General features: G+C 52.1%; 15 protein-coding genes. 11 read left to right on the top strand and 4 right to left on the bottom strand.

Features of this window, described 5'->3' with window-relative positions; all coding sequences use genetic code 11:
* From SD69_RS19285 to SD69_RS18095, 9 genes are all read left to right on the top strand, one after another.
* Nucleotides 1–276 carry a phage tail assembly protein T gene (locus SD69_RS19285; protein ID WP_456297718.1) on the top strand — a complete coding sequence of 92 codons (276 nt, stop codon included), beginning with the start codon at nt 1–3 and terminating at the stop codon, nt 274–276.
* On the top strand, nt 276–4259 hold the full coding sequence (locus tag SD69_RS18090) for a hypothetical protein (protein WP_052481029.1): 3984 nt from the start codon (nt 276–278) through the stop codon (nt 4257–4259). Before SD69_RS19285 ends, SD69_RS18090 begins: the two co-directional genes overlap by 1 nt.
* Entirely contained in the window at nt 4256–5158 is a 903-nt protein-coding gene (locus tag SD69_RS09250) for a hypothetical protein (protein WP_041522989.1), read from the top strand. Before SD69_RS18090 ends, SD69_RS09250 begins: the two co-directional genes overlap by 4 nt.
* Nucleotides 5158–6687 carry a phage head spike fiber domain-containing protein gene (locus tag SD69_RS09255; protein ID WP_041522990.1) on the top strand — a complete coding sequence of 510 codons (1530 nt, stop codon included), beginning with the start codon at nt 5158–5160 and terminating at the stop codon, nt 6685–6687. The genes SD69_RS09250 and SD69_RS09255 overlap by 1 nt, the downstream gene beginning before the upstream one ends.
* Complete coding sequence (locus SD69_RS09260) at nt 6684–7265, top strand: hypothetical protein (protein ID WP_041522991.1); 582 nt, start codon at nt 6684–6686, stop codon at nt 7263–7265. The genes SD69_RS09255 and SD69_RS09260 overlap by 4 nt, the downstream gene beginning before the upstream one ends.
* Complete coding sequence (locus tag SD69_RS09265) at nt 7265–8035, top strand: DUF4376 domain-containing protein (RefSeq protein ID WP_041522992.1); 771 nt, start codon at nt 7265–7267, stop codon at nt 8033–8035. The genes SD69_RS09260 and SD69_RS09265 overlap by 1 nt, the downstream gene beginning before the upstream one ends.
* Nucleotides 8005–8388: a DUF1353 domain-containing protein gene (locus SD69_RS09270; protein ID WP_198144082.1), complete on the top strand. Its 384-nt coding sequence runs from the start codon at nt 8005–8007 to the stop codon at nt 8386–8388. The genes SD69_RS09265 and SD69_RS09270 overlap by 31 nt, the downstream gene beginning before the upstream one ends.
* A 235-nt stretch (nt 8389–8623) precedes the next feature.
* Nucleotides 8624–9562 (top strand): zinc-dependent metalloprotease family protein, encoded by a 939-nt coding sequence (locus SD69_RS09275; RefSeq protein WP_041522993.1) that lies wholly within the window; start codon nt 8624–8626, stop codon nt 9560–9562.
* Nucleotides 9563–9874: 312 nt separating this feature from the next.
* Nucleotides 9875–10633 carry a hypothetical protein gene (locus SD69_RS18095; RefSeq protein WP_052481031.1) on the top strand — a complete coding sequence of 253 codons (759 nt, stop codon included), beginning with the start codon at nt 9875–9877 and terminating at the stop codon, nt 10631–10633.
* On the opposite strand, the gene SD69_RS09285 is transcribed toward SD69_RS18095, so the two are convergent.
* Complete coding sequence (locus tag SD69_RS09285) at nt 10630–11202, bottom strand: SOS response-associated peptidase (protein WP_052481032.1); 573 nt, start codon at nt 11200–11202, stop codon at nt 10630–10632. The two genes, SD69_RS18095 and SD69_RS09285, sit on opposite strands and share 4 nt — an antisense overlap.
* A 1313-nt stretch (nt 11203–12515) precedes the next feature.
* Here SD69_RS09285 and SD69_RS09290 point away from each other — a divergent pair.
* Nucleotides 12516–12845, top strand: a complete 330-nt coding sequence (locus SD69_RS09290; RefSeq protein ID WP_041522994.1) for a helix-turn-helix transcriptional regulator — start codon at nt 12516–12518, stop codon at nt 12843–12845.
* 89 nt (nt 12846–12934) lie between these two features.
* Here the strand turns inward: SD69_RS09290 and SD69_RS09295 are convergent, their stop codons facing one another.
* The 3 genes from SD69_RS09295 to SD69_RS09305 all read right to left on the bottom strand — a co-directional run bounded on the left by SD69_RS09295 (nt 12935) and on the right by SD69_RS09305 (nt 15686).
* The gene (locus tag SD69_RS09295; RefSeq protein ID WP_041522995.1) at nt 12935–13735 is read right to left on the bottom strand and encodes a hypothetical protein; all 801 of its coding nucleotides are present in this window, start codon (nt 13733–13735) and stop codon (nt 12935–12937) included.
* Complete coding sequence (locus SD69_RS09300) at nt 13735–14175, bottom strand: hypothetical protein (RefSeq protein WP_041522996.1); 441 nt, start codon at nt 14173–14175, stop codon at nt 13735–13737. Before SD69_RS09300 ends, SD69_RS09295 begins: the two co-directional genes overlap by 1 nt.
* Nucleotides 14176–14645: 470 nt before the next feature.
* Complete coding sequence (locus SD69_RS09305) at nt 14646–15686, bottom strand: IS110 family RNA-guided transposase (RefSeq protein ID WP_041522997.1); 1041 nt, start codon at nt 15684–15686, stop codon at nt 14646–14648.
* A 337-nt stretch (nt 15687–16023) separates the two neighbouring features.
* Between SD69_RS09305 and SD69_RS09310 the strand changes: the two genes are divergently transcribed.
* Nucleotides 16024–16983 (top strand): AEC family transporter, encoded by a 960-nt coding sequence (locus tag SD69_RS09310; RefSeq protein WP_041522998.1) that lies wholly within the window; start codon nt 16024–16026, stop codon nt 16981–16983.
* Nucleotides 16984–17135: the final 152 nt, after the last annotated feature.

The following is a 17135-nucleotide window of genomic DNA, read 5'->3' on the forward strand; positions in this document are numbered from 1 at the left end:
ATCGGCGGTAACACCGTACGCGAGGCAAAGGAATGCCTCACCCAAAGTGAGCTAAAAGCCTGGCAGCAATATCGCGCCGAGTTTGGCCCGCTAAACATTGGCCGTCGCATTGATTACGCCATAGCCCGTTTAATTTTTGTCACCCGGCTTTGCCACGGCAACAAAGGCGCTAAGCCTGAAGACTTTTTGCCTAGCTACGGCAGCACACCCGACAAAGACGACGAGCCAGAACTAACCCCCGAAATGTTCCACCGCATGTTTGGAGAAAATGACTAATGGCCTCCGCCAGTATCGGTACGCTTACCGTTGACCTTATCGCCAAAATGGGCGGCTTTGATGAAGGTTTAAACAAAACCGACCGCCGCATGAAAAAAACGGCCGATAACATCGACAAGTTTACCAAGCGTGCCAGCAAAGCCATTGCCGGTATGGGTGTGGCGGCGGCGGGTGTTACGGCCGCATTGATAAAAAACCAAGCCGATGAGGCAACCGCCTACCTGCAAACCGCCCGCGCACTTGACATAAAAATCGAGGCCCTAAGCGCGGGCAGCTACGCCGCCAAGCAATTTGGCATCGATAACGAAAAGTACGCCGACATACTCAAAGACACCAGCGATAAAATTGGCGACTTTATCGCCACCGGTGGCGGCGGCATGGCCGACTTTTTTGAAAACATCGCCCCGCAAGTAGGCGTTACCGCCGAGCAATTTAAAAAGCTAAACGGGCAAGATGCGCTGCAGCTGTACGTTAGCAGCCTAGAGGCCGCCAACGTCTCGCAAAGCGAGATGACCTTTTACATGGAGGCGCTTGCCTCCGATGCCTCAGACCTAATTCCGTTATTTGCCGACAACGGCAAAGAGATGGCCCGCTTTACCGACCGCGCTAAAGAGCTGGGTGTGGTGCTGGATCAAGACACAGCCGAGGGTGCCGAGGCGTTTAATCGCACGATGGGCGATTTAAAGGCCGCAGTGGGCGGTGCCGGTAACGAGGTATTGCAAAGCCTGTTGCCGCAAATGCGCGACTTTACCGACCTAATGAATGACCCAGCCACCATCGATGGCCTAAAAGGCATTGTCGGTGGCGTAGCCGACTTATCCAAATGGATGGTCCAGCTACTGGTCGACACCAAAAACGTTACCCAGTTTATTGCCGAGGAGGTAGCCGCCACCCTAAATGGCGCGGCGGCTGGTGATATCGCCCGGCTGGAAGAACAAGCCCAGAAAGTGCGCGACCTTCTAAGCGACGACAGCCTATTTGGTTTAACCAATCGCCTGCGCTTTTTTGGCAAAGATGGCGTGGTGGAGTACTACAACGAAGAAGAACTAAAAGCCGAGCTTGCCAAACTAGAGAGCCAAATCGCCGACTTTTACAAAGCCCCCTCAGCGCCATCGCCTTTAGCTGGCCTCACTGAAGATGCGCTTGACTTTTCGTATGTGCTCAATGGGGTCAGAGAGTCTGTAGGCAGCGTCAATGCGCCTTTTTCAAAGCTGTTAGCGAACTTAGAGCAAGAGCGCATACTGCTAGAGCAGGGCGAACGCGCGGCATACAAATACTCTTTACGCCTCGAAAAATTTAACGACGAGCAGATAGAGGCCGCCCTAGCAATTTACGACTACAACCAGTCATTACGTGATCAAAAAGACGTACTCGATCAGCTTATGTCCGGCAGTGTTGACACATCTTATGTGTTGGATATAGGTGAGGATTACAATGCTTTGGGTGATATATCCAATGGCGTAATGAGCGGCCTAGTCACCGATGCCGACGGCGCCTTTGACAATATCGGCCAAAACTTTACCCGCCTGCTGGGTAACATGGCCGATGAAGCCCTGCGCAACCAAATCGAATTGCAGTTTTCTACCGCGCAAAGTGGCGGCACGGGTGCCGACGACGCCAACCAGGCCGGTGGCGCCATCGCCGCTGGTGGCATTTACGCCGCCATCGCGGTAGCCGTAATCGCGGGCGTTAACGAGTGGAACAGCCAGCAAGACGACAAATTTGCTAACCTCACCGCCGAGGTGCGCCAGGGTAACCAATCCACCGGTACACTGCTGGGCGCGCTGGATGATAAATCGTTTAGCTTAAACAACGTTATTGCGGATTTAGAGCAAACCGCCGGCGACGCCCTAAACGTTAACAACGCCCAGCTGCAAACCTTGCTGGATATTCGCACCGGTATCACCGGTGTGGCCCAAGGCTTTGCTCGTACCGGTTTTGGCTCGGCAACCGCCGATGTGTACAGCGGGTACCAATTTGGCACCACACTGCCCGGCGAGATAGGCAGCGAGCACGGTTCTTTGGGTATTGGCCACCGCATTCTACGCGGTGCCGATAACCTCGATTTACTGGTTAACCCCATTGATGAATTCGTGCTCGACTTTCTCGATGGCATCGCTGGTGAAATTACCGGCCAGTTGTTCCGCTCAAAAACCAAGCTCACCGACTCGGGCATACAGGTATTTGGCGGCACCCTGCAAGACATCATCGATGGCGGCTTACTGGATGCCCAAGCCTACGCCGACATCACCAAAGAGAAAAAAATATTCGGTATAAGCACCGGTAAAGACTTTGAAACCCTAACCGAAGACTTAGACCAACAAGTACTGCAACAACTAACCGGCGTATTCCGCAGCGCGGGCGTAGCGCTAGAGTCCGCCAGTGAGCAGTACGGCATCGACTTTGGCGCCCGCGCTGGCGAGCTGATTATCGATGCCGGCCGGCTATCGCTTAAAGATTTAAAAGGCGACGAGCTTACCGAAGAAATTGAATCATTCTTTAGCAGCACGCTCGACCAGTGGGCCACCACGCTACTAAGCCACACCGAGGTATTAAAAGAGTTTCAGCAAGTAGGTGAGGGCGCATTCGAAACTATGCTGCGGCTGTCCAGCCAAACCGCCGAGTTTGCCGACGCAGCCAAGCGCCTAAGCTTAAACTTTGAGGCCACCGGTACCGATGCGGTGTTTCAGTCCCAAGGCGTTATCAGCGCCGCCGGCGGGCAAGATGTGTTAAGCCAATATCTGGCCACCTACAGCAACGCGTTTTTGTCCGATGCCGACCGCTTTAACAATTTAGAGGGGCAAATAACCGACGTATTCACCAGCCTTGGCCAAGCGGTACCGCAAACCGCCCAAGCCTACCGCGATATGGTGCAGGCACAAGAGGTGGTTACCGAGGCCGGGCAAGAGCAGTTAGCCACACTACTTAGCCTGGCCGGCGCCACCGATGAATACCTGCAGGCGCTAAAAGACCAGGCCGACACCGAGCAACAATGGCGAGAGCAAGAGATACGCGACCGCGAAGCCGGCCAAAAAGCATGGGCCGATTACCTAGCCGAGCAAGCCGGCATACTGGACGATTTTAAAAACCGCACCAGCGGCGCGCTAAGCGATTTACGCGGCGTGATTGACAGCGAGATAGGCCAGCTAAGCACCGCGCACCAATCCACCGTTGATGCCATTAACGCCGACTTTGACACCAAAGCCAATAACATCAACAGCTGGCTGGACGCTCAACTTTCACGGTTTGAGCGCCGCAGCACGGCGCTATCAGGCAGCATTAACGATTTAACCAGCCTGGCAAGCGCGCTGGAATCGGCCGTAGGCTCGCTGCAAGTACAAAGCTTTTCGCTTGATCAAAACCGCTTTAACGCCGCTCGTGGCGACATTAGCAGCTTATTGGCAACCGCCAACAACGGCGGTGGCCTACCCAGTGCCGATATTATTAACGCGCTGGCGGGTGACCTTAGTAATGGCGAGCAATTTTTTACCACCGCTGAGGCGTTTGGCCTTGCCATGGGTCACGCGGTAAACGACCTTGCCCAACTGCAAAAGGCCACCGGCGTAGAGCTAACCGACCAACAAAAACTGTTGGCACAGCTGCAACAGGACGAAAAAAACGCCCAAAGCCGTAATGCCGCGTTACTGGCCAGCAACGATCGCAACCGCGATAAAGCCCTGGCCGATGCACAAGAAAAGTTTGATGAAGAAAAACAGTTGCTAGAAGACCAATACAAACTGTTTGAAGACCAAGTAAACGCCCTGCACGGCATCGACGACAAAGCCCTTAACTTAGAAGCCGCGATAAACAATATGCGCACCCAGCTAAGCGCCGAGCAAGCCGAGCGCGCCCGGCAAGACAACAGCGAGCTTAAAGCCATGCGCAATCACCTGGCCGACATCGCCAACAACACCGGCGTGCAAGCCGCCAAAATCCGGCAAGACTACTACGACCAATACGCCGATAACGGGAGCGCCGCGTGAAGTTAGTAAAGCCCAACCTAATAGACGATACCGTGCTGGTGTCGTCCAGCGTGCCCGAGACAGAGCCCGAATGGGCGGCTGGCACCTACGACAAGTTTGATCAGGTGCGGGTAGGGCACGACATCTACGAAAGCCTGCAAGATAGCAACACCGACGAACCAACCGCAGGCCTGCTAACCGATCCGCCAAGCTGGGGCATTGCCGGTAAAACCAACCGTTTTAAGATGTTTGATATAACGCGCAGCACCGACGTGCGCACCAGCAACCCCGATGAAATTACCACCATATTGCAACCAGCCGGCATTGTTACTTCCCTAACGTTATTGGGGTTATATGCACGCACAGTCGATGTGCTTTACAAAGACGCTGATAACAACGTCGTTTATGAGCAATCCTACGATTTGTTCGACAGCACCGACATTACCAACTGGTGGCTGTGGTTTCACGTACTGCCCCGTAGTGAGCAGCGTTTGGCCATTTTAGATTTGCCCGGCATCACTGGCGGCACGCTCACCATCACCATTAATCACATTGGCGACATTGCCGAGTGCGGCAAGCTGTTAATTGGTACCGAGTGGGACCCGGGCAAAACCCAACCCGAACCACCCACACGTTTAATACCCGTCGGTGGTGGTCGCCAGCGCGACGCGTTCGGAAACCTGGTATTCATTAGCCAGCGCGTTTACCGCGAGACAGACTTTAGCGTACTCGTGCGCAAAGCGTTATACGACTCAGCCCTGAGCACCCTTAAAGATTACATGGCCGGCCCGATCGTAATTATCGGCAGCCAAATAGACAAAAGCGCCATTATGTTAGGCGCCATCAAAGACACGCCTCAAGGCAAAATCCCCACAGGCTCGCCTTACGGCATTATCAAATTTACCGCGGAGGAAATCTAATGCCTGCAGTAACACCCACCACGCCACCCGAGGACATACAAGCCACCGGCAGCTGGCCTAGTTATAAAAAACCCATAAATCAATTCGCGACCGACGCCAACAATGCCATGGTGCAGCTGCCCGATATTTTTGATGACATCAACGAGCACACGGCTTACCAGAATGAGGCCGCGCAAGCCACCCACCAAAACGCCCAATTCACCACACAAGAGGCCGACCGCGCCACCGGGCAAGCCAACGATGCCGCCGCCAGCGCCATAGCCGCCGCTGGCGCGGCCAATTTTGTGGGCCTGTGGTCGGAGCAAACCGGCGCGTTTGCCAAAAACCAATCGGTGGATTACGGCACACCGTCACGCCGCTGGCGTAGTGTGGTTGATATCCCCAACGTGGCCGCGAGTGTGCCCAGTGAAAGCAACAGCGATTGGTCGTTAGAGTTGGGGACGGCGGCTAAGCGGGATGTGCACGATTTGTCTTTTGGTGGTGGTAGTGACTTGGTAGATGTTGACTGGGTTGGATCTTCTTTAACCTCCCCCGGTGAGAACCTGATTGAGCATTCCAATAATTTTACGGGGTGGTTTAAAGTAAATGACACTACGGTAGATCCTAATTCACGGGAAAACCAGTATGGTGAATTATTGTGCGACCGTTTAGTTACAGGTGAAGGTGATGCTATTTATGGTGTTACTTATGGGCTTTCTGTTAAGCAAGGTGTGACTTATCAGTTTAGAGTGACTGCAAAATCTGAGGGTTTTGACGGAATAAGAATTCTTGGTTCTTCTAATGCATTCGGAAGTGGCCCTGAGCGCGGTGTGGATTTCAACCTGATCACAGGTGTTCCGTCTAGCTCCGCTGGGAGGATTTCAAAGAGACAGAATGGATTCTGGTCTTGTACTTTGTCAGTGACAGCTGTGGATACGGTGACGGCTAGCCTTCAGGTTTATATATGGGACTCTGGCAGTACAACTGTGACCGGCGATGGTTCGACTGGAGTCATAATCGAAAATATACAAGTAAGCCGAGGCCCTTTCCTTTCAAAAGACATTGTAACGGGCGAGTCCGCAATAGTGGGTTCAGATCCTGTCGCCCGAAATTCGTACGTTGACAAAGCTGTAGCAGCCGCCGACGCCATCCGCTACCTCGGCACCCAAACCTATACGTCCGCCGACGAAGACGGCAGCGGCAACATCGAAATTCCCGTCGACTTCTCGCAAAAAAACTGGGTAGACGTTGACTGCTCTGACGCATCGATCAGCGCGAGTGGCGCGTTTGATTTTGACATCACCGGCTTGCAAACCGCAAAACCCGCGACTTACACAATCCACATCGAGGGGGTCGCTGTTAAAAACGATGTGTTGTACACGCTACCAGCTGGTTGGTCGTTACACTGGCACGCCACACCCATCTACACAAACACCGGCGGCACAACTGCAGAAAAGCGCGCCGGACACACCTACATCACGCTGCAAACTGACCCACTAGCCGGGCAGAATGTGAACGGCAGTTACGGCGACTCGAGGTACTACGAATGATGTCGCTGTTGGCCTACAAGCGCCCGATGATTGAAATAGATGGCAATGTCTATCCGCGCGGTGAGAGTTTTAATATCACGGCCGCTGCAGAGTTCTCTGGGGCATTTGTGGCTGAGGTGTTTGTTAGGGGGGCAGGCCAAGGCCATGGTGGAAACATTAACAAAAGCGGGGTTCTGACTGGGCAATACGGCAGCAACGCCTCGTCCAGCGGGCCCACTGTACGCTCATTTGTGGGCGATATAGCTATAACTATCGGGTATCGCGGCACTAACGGTACCGATAGAACCTATGTTGGGGTTTCCATCGTCGCCCCCGATGGTACTAACGGTGGTAGCACGCTGGTTATTACCGACGCGTTTACTCAGGCGGCGGGCAACGCGAACAACGCGGGTGAGGGGGCTGTATGGAATGAGAGCTCTGGTACATCCGAAAGCTACAACCCTTACATCGCCTCCCCGACAAACCCCCTGGGTGGCAGCTACGGCCGTGGCGGCTACCAGCTCAGTATTGGTGGCGGTAGTTATCAGTCTTTCAACGCAAGCAATGGCGTTGTCCAAATCACAAAGGTTATCGATTAATGCAACTATACATTGATGCTCAAACACGCACCGAGCTGTCAGAGCGAGAGGTTAAAACTCGGCTATCGCAGCCCATTCAGCGCACCAAAACCGATCTAGTGCCACAGCCGCCGCTCGTGGAGTACGACGAAGCCGGCGAGGTTATCAGCACAACCGAGCGCGACCCGCAGCCGGTAGAGCGCAACGTTACCGTTACGCGCACCGTGGGGAATGTGGCGGCGGTAACAAATGCCGAGCTGGCCGATGTTGATGTGCTGCGTATCGAGTACATCGAAACACCGCCGCCGGTGATTGAGCCGTGGCAAACCGTGGCACAGGGCGAGATCGACAAATCTGCACCAGGCGAGTGGCGCACGACGTGGGTAATCAACACGCCGCCGCTGGCCGATATCGTCGATGCCAAACTCGCCGAGATTGCCGCTGCGCGCTGGGAGTTTCAAAATAGCGGCGTCACTGTAGCCGGTACCGAGATCGCGAGCGATACCGACACAGCACTCTACATTGATACCAGCCTAACCAAAATGGCGGCAAACCCCGCGCTGGTGCTTACGTGGAAAACACAGGCCGGCGATTTTGTCACCCTCGACCAGCCCGCGCTAACCGTAGTGGGCGATGCCATCTTTGCTCACGTACAAGGCGCCTTTGCCGCCGAGGCCAGCTTAATGGCCACCATAGGCAGCATCGCCGACGACGAAACCCTAACCGACGCCGAAAAAATAACCGAGATATGGGCCGTGGTGTGGGTAGACCCCGTGCCCGCCGCCGCATGATCGAGCTATTTAAAGGTACCTACACCGGCGTAAGCGTGCGCCACCTACCGGGCGGCAAAACCGTGCGCCTGCTCGAGCGCATCATACTGCCCGATGGCACCACCATACCCGCCGGCTTTATCTGCGACCTAGACAGCGTAGCCCGCGAGTTAGGCCCGCTATACACCTGGCTTAAAGGCCGCACCGTGCTAGGCGCCATCGTCCACGACTACTGCTACCGCCACCACCGCCCGCGCAAGCAATCCGACCAGCTATTTAAGCAAGTAATGGCGTGGGAGCAAGTGCGCCGCCGGTACCGGTTGCCTATCTATTGGGCCGTTCGTGGGTTTGGGTGGTTTTTCGTTTATGAATAGCAGTCAGCAGAATAAATTTTTACATTTGGCACCTACTTTTTGCGTGTGCTTCTGTGCTAGGGTCAATCTAGCCTCGGCCGTAGGCTGACTCTTTATACTTTCGGGGCGGACTGTGAGGACTAATCCGCGCAAGGTTATAAGTCCAAAATATTGCTATATTAGGCTGTCGGCGCCTGATGATGCACCAGAGCGGCAGTTAGAGAAACTGTCTGTTGATTATTAAAAGGAGTTTTATATGCAGTATCGTACGTTAATAAAAATGTTCATTTTTGCGTTTTTGGTGTGCAAAAGTCCAACAAGTTTCTCGCAGAATTGCAACGCCGCCTTGGTGGCGGCTGAAAGCGAAGTTAACGTGTTATTCTTTTACACAACCGCAGTTAAGAACAATAAAGGCGGATCCGCAAATGTCGAAAGCTGGGTTGGTGATATGGTCGATGGTTTTAATGAGCGTACCGCCGCCCTTACGATGCAGGGGAATCCGCCAACCCCATTGGCTTCTGTGGGAGCCATTGAGACATCTACCTTGAATTTTAATAGTGCTTTTGTCGAAGGCACATCACAAGGGTCAAGCGGCTCGATTACCGACTCGATTGTTGAGGATCAGCGGTGGTTTATTACTAGCTCTGAAGTTAGTCAGCACATGAATAGTTTTGGCGCTGATATAGCGGTGCTGTTAGTGGCGGACAATCAAAAGATGCCGGGTGATGATCGGCATGGATTTGCAGGGTTAACCAGTTATTCGAATCACGGTTATTCTTGTAACTTTAGAGGTTGCGGTCGTTACGCGACGATCAGAGATATATACGCTAGCGCGAATTTAACCTTTGATCACGAAGTGGGTCATTTGTTTGCTTTGGAGCATACTGATGCCTCCATCGGGCATTGCGGGGCTAACTCTCCGAATGGGCCCACTACCGCTTGCAGTTCGTATAAGCCTCCGATGACAATAATGGGTGCCTCGCCGTCTCCGGGCTCTGAAATATGCGCGACATCTAGTTTTGTATTGAGCAAGTATTGTAACCGGCGAGTGAAAGCATTTGCCTCAAACGCAACACCCTATTTGTTGATGATTTCCAATATTCCGGTTTACAGGTACTTGCCACATCAAGGTTCCTCGTCGGTGCTCCACGTTCTGAATAGTGGCTTGACTTGTGCCTCGAGACTCCATCAATAGAATTTTTGTGCATTAAGCAGTCTAGCTGCTCGGGTGATTGCTCTGCTGTGTAGTGCAAGTTCGGGTAGCTTTACTCTGCTAAAAACGTGCTCAACGTTTACTCAACCGATCCACTTTATAATTTATTAAGTGGCCCTCAATTGCGAAATAATCGCCATCGAACGCCGAGTATAACGCCACGACTACAGTTACCGTCTTTCCATCTGTTGGGCTGTACACGGTTTTGGGCGATGGCGGCGCCCAAAAACCAGCATTGAACAATTTAAAGCCAGTGGTACTATGCGCCTATAAACATCAAAAAGGGATAAGCGTATGAAACGGTATTTAGCCGCGCTGCTGACACTGACTTTGGTTGGTTGCAGCACATCGTGGGAAGCTGACGGCACCCAGGGGCACTACAGAAAGGTTAATCCAGATAATGTCTCTCAGCCGTCGTTTACGCGCACTGCTTATTCGGGTGACATGATCGTTACTTCATGGCGAGTGGCTAAGCAAAAAACGATTGTTTTGCACGAGCCGGCCACAATCAGTGGTGAGAATTCCCGCAAAGTGGCGGGCGTGGCCGCCGTTAAATCCTTCCCCTATACGATAACCGCTAGGCCCGGCGTTGGCGTATTAGTGGGTAAAGACAACAGGTACGACTATTACGAGTTGGACCAAAACCTGCGAATGGATTACGCCAATCAGTACGGCTCTAAAGGTGGTGTAGCGATAAATCGAACAGAGAGCCGCGAGCCATTCCGCCTTTATTGGTACCCAGACTCAGAGCCCGGCAGCATTGCCACAGCCCCAGTCCAAAACATTGACTACACCCTTGGGCCCGACGGCAGCGCTTTACGCGAGTTTGATGGGTTTGGCCAAACCATAACCTACTTGGGCATGTCCGGCGGCCAGTTGAATTTTGTGTACAAAGAATACAATGACGACATGCTGCGCGACGCATTCACTCAAGAGTTTAGCTACGACTACCAGCCCGAAACCGAGTACCGCTACAAAAATGCCGTATTCGTCGTGCATAGCGCCTCGGCCAACCAAATCGACTACACCATGGTAAAACCCTTTACCGACTAACTCGCCTTGTCAATCGCAAAATAATCGCCATCGATCGCCGTGCACAGGGGCAGGGCATCGGTGGCGGTACCTTTCAAGTAAGCATCCACCTCACCTGGCAAGATAAACACCGGCATCCGGTGGTGGTATTCCGCTAGCCGCTGGTTAGGTGCCGTCGTCAACGTCACCAGCGCATTATCATCGCCCGGGTAATAAATCCCTGCCATAAGCAACGGCTCACCATCGGCGCGCGTAAAGCTGTATTTTTGCTTGCGCTTACCGCCTTCATCCCGCCACTCATAATACCCAGTGCAGGGCACCACACAGCGGCTCTCGGCAAACGCCCGCTTAAACGTCCGTTTCTCCGCCACCGTCTCAGCCTGCGCGTTTATCAGTAGCGATTTAGACCAACTCGGCTTAATGCCCCATACCGTATCCACTTGCTGTAGCGCAGCATCGGGAGCGCCCACCGTGGCCACCTGGTGGGTTGGGCGTAAATCAGTATTGGTTGTGGTGCTAAATTCAATGCCTAGCGCATCGCAAACCCACTGAGTTAGCGGGTCGTCTACAACGTTTAGTCGTCCGCACATGGCGATAACCTCCCTGATAAGTGCACAAAAAGTGCAAACAACAATTAATCGTTTATATAACTAATTGATTTTTAATAATTATTTTTGAGTGCACGGCCAATCCATCATCGGGGCGGCGCATGCTGTGCTAGCTGTCTAGCACAGCTACCATGTCTTTGGGCTGAACGCAAGGAGTTTTAAAGCGTTAGAAACTCCTTGTCCACGCCTAAGGGTGAGCGGTACCTTTGTTTTCTGGCGGGCTAGCCTGTCAATGCAGATTGTCTAACTTTACTAAAGAGGCTGTGGTTATGGCATTAAGCTCTATTAAGAATCGTGACTTTGGCGTATACCGATCGCAATCTACTGGCCAACACTATGAGGTTGTAGAGTCAATTCGTATGCATTCGTATAGTGCGCTCAAGGGGGGTGTGCAAGAATCCGAAGGCTCCAGATCCTATGCAACTCGGTGTGGACTGTATTTGAACCCCCGTGGCTCAAGCACAGAGAGTTTCGTTGTTGTGCAAAACGATGACATTTTGACAAGGATATAAGCGCCCAATTTGTTTGGTATTTCCTTTTATATCAAAGCTTTAGCAGTTTGTCCCCGCGATTCTGGCAGTGTTGAGGTCAGCGGTTCGATCCCGCTAGGCTCCACCAAACACAAAACCCTCTGTCCGACAGGATAGGGGGTTTTTTGTTTGTGGGTCTAGTTGGGTGAGATCGTTGACGCCAGCGGTTCACTAATTCGCCGGGAGCGAATTTGCACAGCTCCGCTGCCCCATGCATCCCGCTAGGCGGCGGTTCTATCAGTGCCTAACATCTATCGAAGTCCGGTTTGTTCTTTTCTTGTCACTCCTAATTCGCTCCAACCCCTCTCAAACCAGCTTTATATCGTACTTCCCGCCCTCTATCGCCGGGCGATGGCGAATGACTTCTTGTTGTGCGACAAGAAGTAATCAATGCTGCTCCTGCGTGTCCATACGCTCGCTGCATTAGTGCATCCTGCACGTCAAACGCACCCCGGCGTCTGGCCCTTCGGGTGCCCTCACTCCAGCCGATTTTAGCGGGCCGTATCGACAGGCCGTACCCCAGGGCACCCTCTCTTGCTGCACAATTCACCTTGTCCATGGCCTGGCGATACTTGCGCAAATGTCCTATTTKCTTACCCCCTAAAATCGGCTTCCGTTCGGCTCAGTCGCAGGGGCCCAAAGGCGGCGCTCCGTAGCGCGTTTCGATTGGCGGGTGCGTTCCCAGTTGCGGCAGAATACTCTGTTCGAAATTATGCTATATTTGGTATAAAATTGACGGGGATTAAGTCGAAAAGGTTTAGTTAAATGCGTGCCGATAAACGCAAAGAATTAGAGGCTACTGGCTGGACAGTTGGTGATGCAAGCGATTTTCTCGGGTTAACGCCCGAAGAGTCAGCTTATATTGATATGAAAATATCGCTCGGTAACGCTTTAAGAGAGCGTCGAAAAAGCCAGCAAATAAGTCAGGTGGCGCTTGCCAAGCGGGTAAAGTCTAGCCAGTCGCGCATTGCCAAAATGGAGGCCGGCGATCCGAGCGTGTCGATTGATGCGTTGATTAAGTCATTGTTGGCTTTGGGTGCTTCCTCGATGGAGCTGTCTAAGGCTATTTGCAATGCTGACTCGCAAGTGGCTTAAAGAATGGCAACCATTTGAGAGCTTCGACTGGTTCGTTTAGTTATCCTGAATTGTGGAAACTGTCCCCGAAATTTCCATATCGCAACCACCTAAGATCGACCATGTCTCAATATAGACATATGCTCTTCCAGTATATTCTTTTTGTGATTAAACACTCTCAAGTCTGCATAGGGGTCAAACTCCACTACATATTGAATGAGCGCAATAGCTCCCACGAGATCCGACAAGCGATTCCCAAAGATGCTCCTTAAACCATCAGGAATAGGTAAAAGCCCCTGTGTTACCATAAAGAAGTTTCTAGGTCCGTCCAGCTCCACATCTTCAAGTATAAGATCGCAAAAACTTTCAACCCCATCGATAATTTCTTGTGTTCGTTCCTCGTACCATTCTTGAGGTCTTTGTTTTTCCTCTAGGAGCTTCTCCAGCGCACCATTAATCCAACTTAATTCGTATTCACATCCTCCTAGGAAGTTTTCACAGACGTCGGCTGTCCCATAAAGAACAGACGGAAAAAATTTTTGATAAAGTTTGCTTGAAGAGTAACTTTTTACTCTTTCAGACTTCCACCCATCCATATAAACCCTAAATTCCTTGAGGTGGGTGTAGTAGTTAGTAATGGTGGACTGGTGCGCGAACTGCTTGGAGCGGTGATGCGTGGCCATAAGAGCCAACGTGGCTGCCGTAAAAGCCAGCATGCCAAGGGGCACCTTCATTAAGTTGATAAAGAAGTAATTGAGGCAGTTTGGCGACCAACACCTATCAAACTCCCATGCGGACCACAGAAAGCCACCAGCAGATATAGCGAAAAGCGCCAGGCCGATCCCTACTACCCAGCGAACAACCGGTAACTCAAAGAACCCTTTACCTGGGTCAAATACCTGCCTTTCCACTAGCCCTTCCCTCCAGCGATACTCGTGCCAGCTTGCCACATCAGCCCACCGTAGCCTGAAATAAGCGTTCCTAGAATCAGTAGCGCAATAGTTATGATTTGCCTTTTACGCCACTGCGGAATGAACCTGCGATTTAGAATCTCATCGATGAGAACGCACATAGGCGCAATTGTGGGAATGAGATCTTTAGCCTTCGCCAACCGATACTCCATGTATATAGCAAACGCTACCAGCATCACACCACTCTGCATAAACCAGCTGCTAATCGGCTGGGAGGATGGCGTGAACGCAATCACTATAAACTCAAATACTACCATCGCCACTAAAGTAATTGTCCAAGCCTTAAACTCCTTCTGAATCAGAGCGGTATCATGGTCCATTTCAGCCATAGCCTTTTCGCTCAACCTAGCAACCATGCTATCAATCTCACTATCATTCATCTCACTTGGTTCCCAATCCTAAAAGAACCAAGTCTACTGAAGAAACCTAACCCGTGCTAGCGCACCCGCCATTCTGAATATAGTTCCAACCACCCCACAAAACAGTACCACTACTATAGCCATAACCGCCCGAAACCGGTCGTTATTCTGCCGGTAAGGTATGCTGGTGCTTTCGAAAACTGAGGACGGTTCACAACAAGGCTGGGCTCATATATGGTCCGCCCCGTATTGCAAGATAAAATGTCTCGTAATCGTAAAAAGGTTGCTTCCATATATCCGGCCTTTGGATGAGGTTATTTAAACCTCTGGCCCTGATGGAATTCGCGCCTATCTGTCTCATCAAGTCTTCGGCTTCTAATGAGCCCGAGACCCCAGCAGACTTACTGATAGACAGGTATTACCTTTTTTGCCATCACTTGAACTGTATCTACGCAACTCGTTGATAACAGCTTGCTGTTAAATTCTTTGCACTATGCTGCGCTGGCCTGATATGTAGATTTCTTGCTAAGTAATGCCCAGGCCACTCGTGCATTTTTGTTGGCGACCGCAACGGCTGATATGTTTTTGCCTCGCCGCCCTTCTAGCTGCGTCACCCATGTACTACGCTTATCTTCATGCTTGTTTGCCACTCTAACCACTGTGCGTCCGCCGTGTATGAGCAGCGTTCGTAAATAAGTGTCTCCGCGCTTACTAATACCTAGTAACGTGGGCTTGCCTCCAGTGGAGTGCTGCCGAGGCACTAACCCCAGCCAGGCCGCTAATTCCCGACCATTTTTAAAGACGCTAATGTCGCCGATGGATGCCACCATCGCCGTTGCGCTAAGCAGCCCCACACCCGGAATACCCAAAAGACGTTGGCAGTCTTCATTCTGGACACAGAGCGATTCAAGCTTGATTTCTAGGGTTTTAATCCGCGCATCCAGATGAACCATTTCATCGTAGAGATTGGCCAGAAGCTCTCGAAACATAACGGTTAATTCATTATCGGCATCTTCTAGTATCAGCGGTATCGACTTTCTAACGTAAGCAATCCCCTGCGGAATGATAAGGCCGTACTCCATCAGTAAGCCGCGGATCTGGTTGGCTTGCGCGGTTCGTCGAGCAACAGCTTGGCTCCTGATGCGGTGCAAGCTTTGGATGTCTTGCTGCTCAAGACTTTTCGCAGGCACAAAACGCATCGACGGCCTCTGCACCGCCTCACATATTGCTTCGGCATCGGCAGCATCATTTTTATTGGACTTCACATAAGGCTTTACAAATTGTGGGGCAATCATATGCACAGTGTGGCCGAATTTCTCAAATACCCGAACCCAGTGGTTTGCGCCACCACAGGCCTCTATGCCAATGGTGCAAGCTGGGAGTTGAGCGATAAAGCTGTAAAGATCTTTCCTGGATAACCTCTTTTTCAATACAGTTTTTCCACCGGTATCCACGCCGTGAAGCTGGAAGCTTTGCTTTGCCAGGTCAATGCCTAACACCGCCACGTCATTTTTTAGGGTATGATTACTCATGGTCTGCTCCACTCTTTTTGATGTCTGTTCGCACACACATCATGGCTCATTCGAAGCCGTATTGGGAGTGGGGCGGACCATTCCATTAGGTCTTGAATTGGGCATTCCGGAGACCTCGTCACCCCCGTTACTCGTTACCCGTCAACCGGGGGGCAGTTAATTATTTAGGCTGCGCTGTTCCCAGTCTCGGTTCGAGCAAAAATGACCACAGACAAAACCGACACGAGCCACACGCCCTCACGACAAGCTTAACCCTTTAAACTTCCGTCTTTACCTTGACAGAGTCTCGGTAAAAAGCGGAAGCTAACACACCACACATATCTTCGTAAGAGCCCCCGTGAACGACAGTAATCTACTATCCACCTTTATCTTTTCGGTATCGGTAAGCACACCTATTTTCTTGATGATTGCCCTAGGCGCGGTATTGCGCCGTGTGAGCCTGATAGATGAGGCATTTATCAACACCGCGTCACGTTTGGTTTTTTCCGTTGGGCTGCCCGTGCTGTTATTTTTCAGTAACGCTAGCGCGGATTTTGGCTCGGCTACCGATGGTCGCATTATGATCGCCGTGGTCACCGGTGCTCTGCTCGTTTTTATATTGAGCTTTGCCACGGCCGGCTGGTTTGTGCGCGATAAAAAAGACCGAGGGGTACTTACCCAGGCGGCCTTTCGCGGAAACCTGATTATTATCGGTCTGGCGTACTGCGCGAATGCCTATGGAGAAAAAGGAATCGCTATGGCGGCTCTGCCGTTGGCCGTCACCATCGTGCTGTACAACATATTATCCGTAGTAGCTCTCAACCGAGACCTGGACGGCGAGCGTGGTTTTCGCGGCGTATTTACGGCCATTGCGCGCAATCCTTTGATTATCGGCATTGTCGCTGGGCTGATTTACGGCGCTTGGGGGCCGTCTATTGCCGAGCCCGTGCGGCGGGCGGGAGGCTATCTGGGAGACATGTCTCTGCCACTGGCGCTGTTGTGCGTTGGAGGATCGCTTAGCATGAAATCGCTGGGCAAAATGGGCGACGGTGTGCTGGCTGCTAGCTGCTGGAAGCTATTGGTCTCGCCAGCAATAGCGGTGACGCTGGCGCTACTATTGGGGCTAAAGGGAGATGCGGTCGCGGTGGTCTTTTTATTGGCGGCCGCACCCACCGCGACAGTAAGCTTTGTCATGGTGCGCGGCATGGGCGGAAATGCCGCTCTTGCGGCGACTATGATTGTACAGACAACGCTGTTCGGCTTGGTGAGCCTTACCATCGGGCTGTGGCTTGTCGAGGCGTTTGCTCCTACGCTGTAAAACATCCACCGAGATCTTTTCGACCCAGGGTGCCCCACGTCTTCTAGCGGCTCGCCGAGCTTTCCGGTACCCTTTTTAGCCTGCCTACAGGCGTAGACGCGCTTGACGACGGGATACCCCGAACCGAAAACCAGAACAAACCACAGAAAATT

This window comes from Gilvimarinus agarilyticus (assembly GCF_000832015.1).
Taxonomy (GTDB): Bacteria; Pseudomonadota; Gammaproteobacteria; order Pseudomonadales; family Cellvibrionaceae; genus Gilvimarinus; species Gilvimarinus agarilyticus.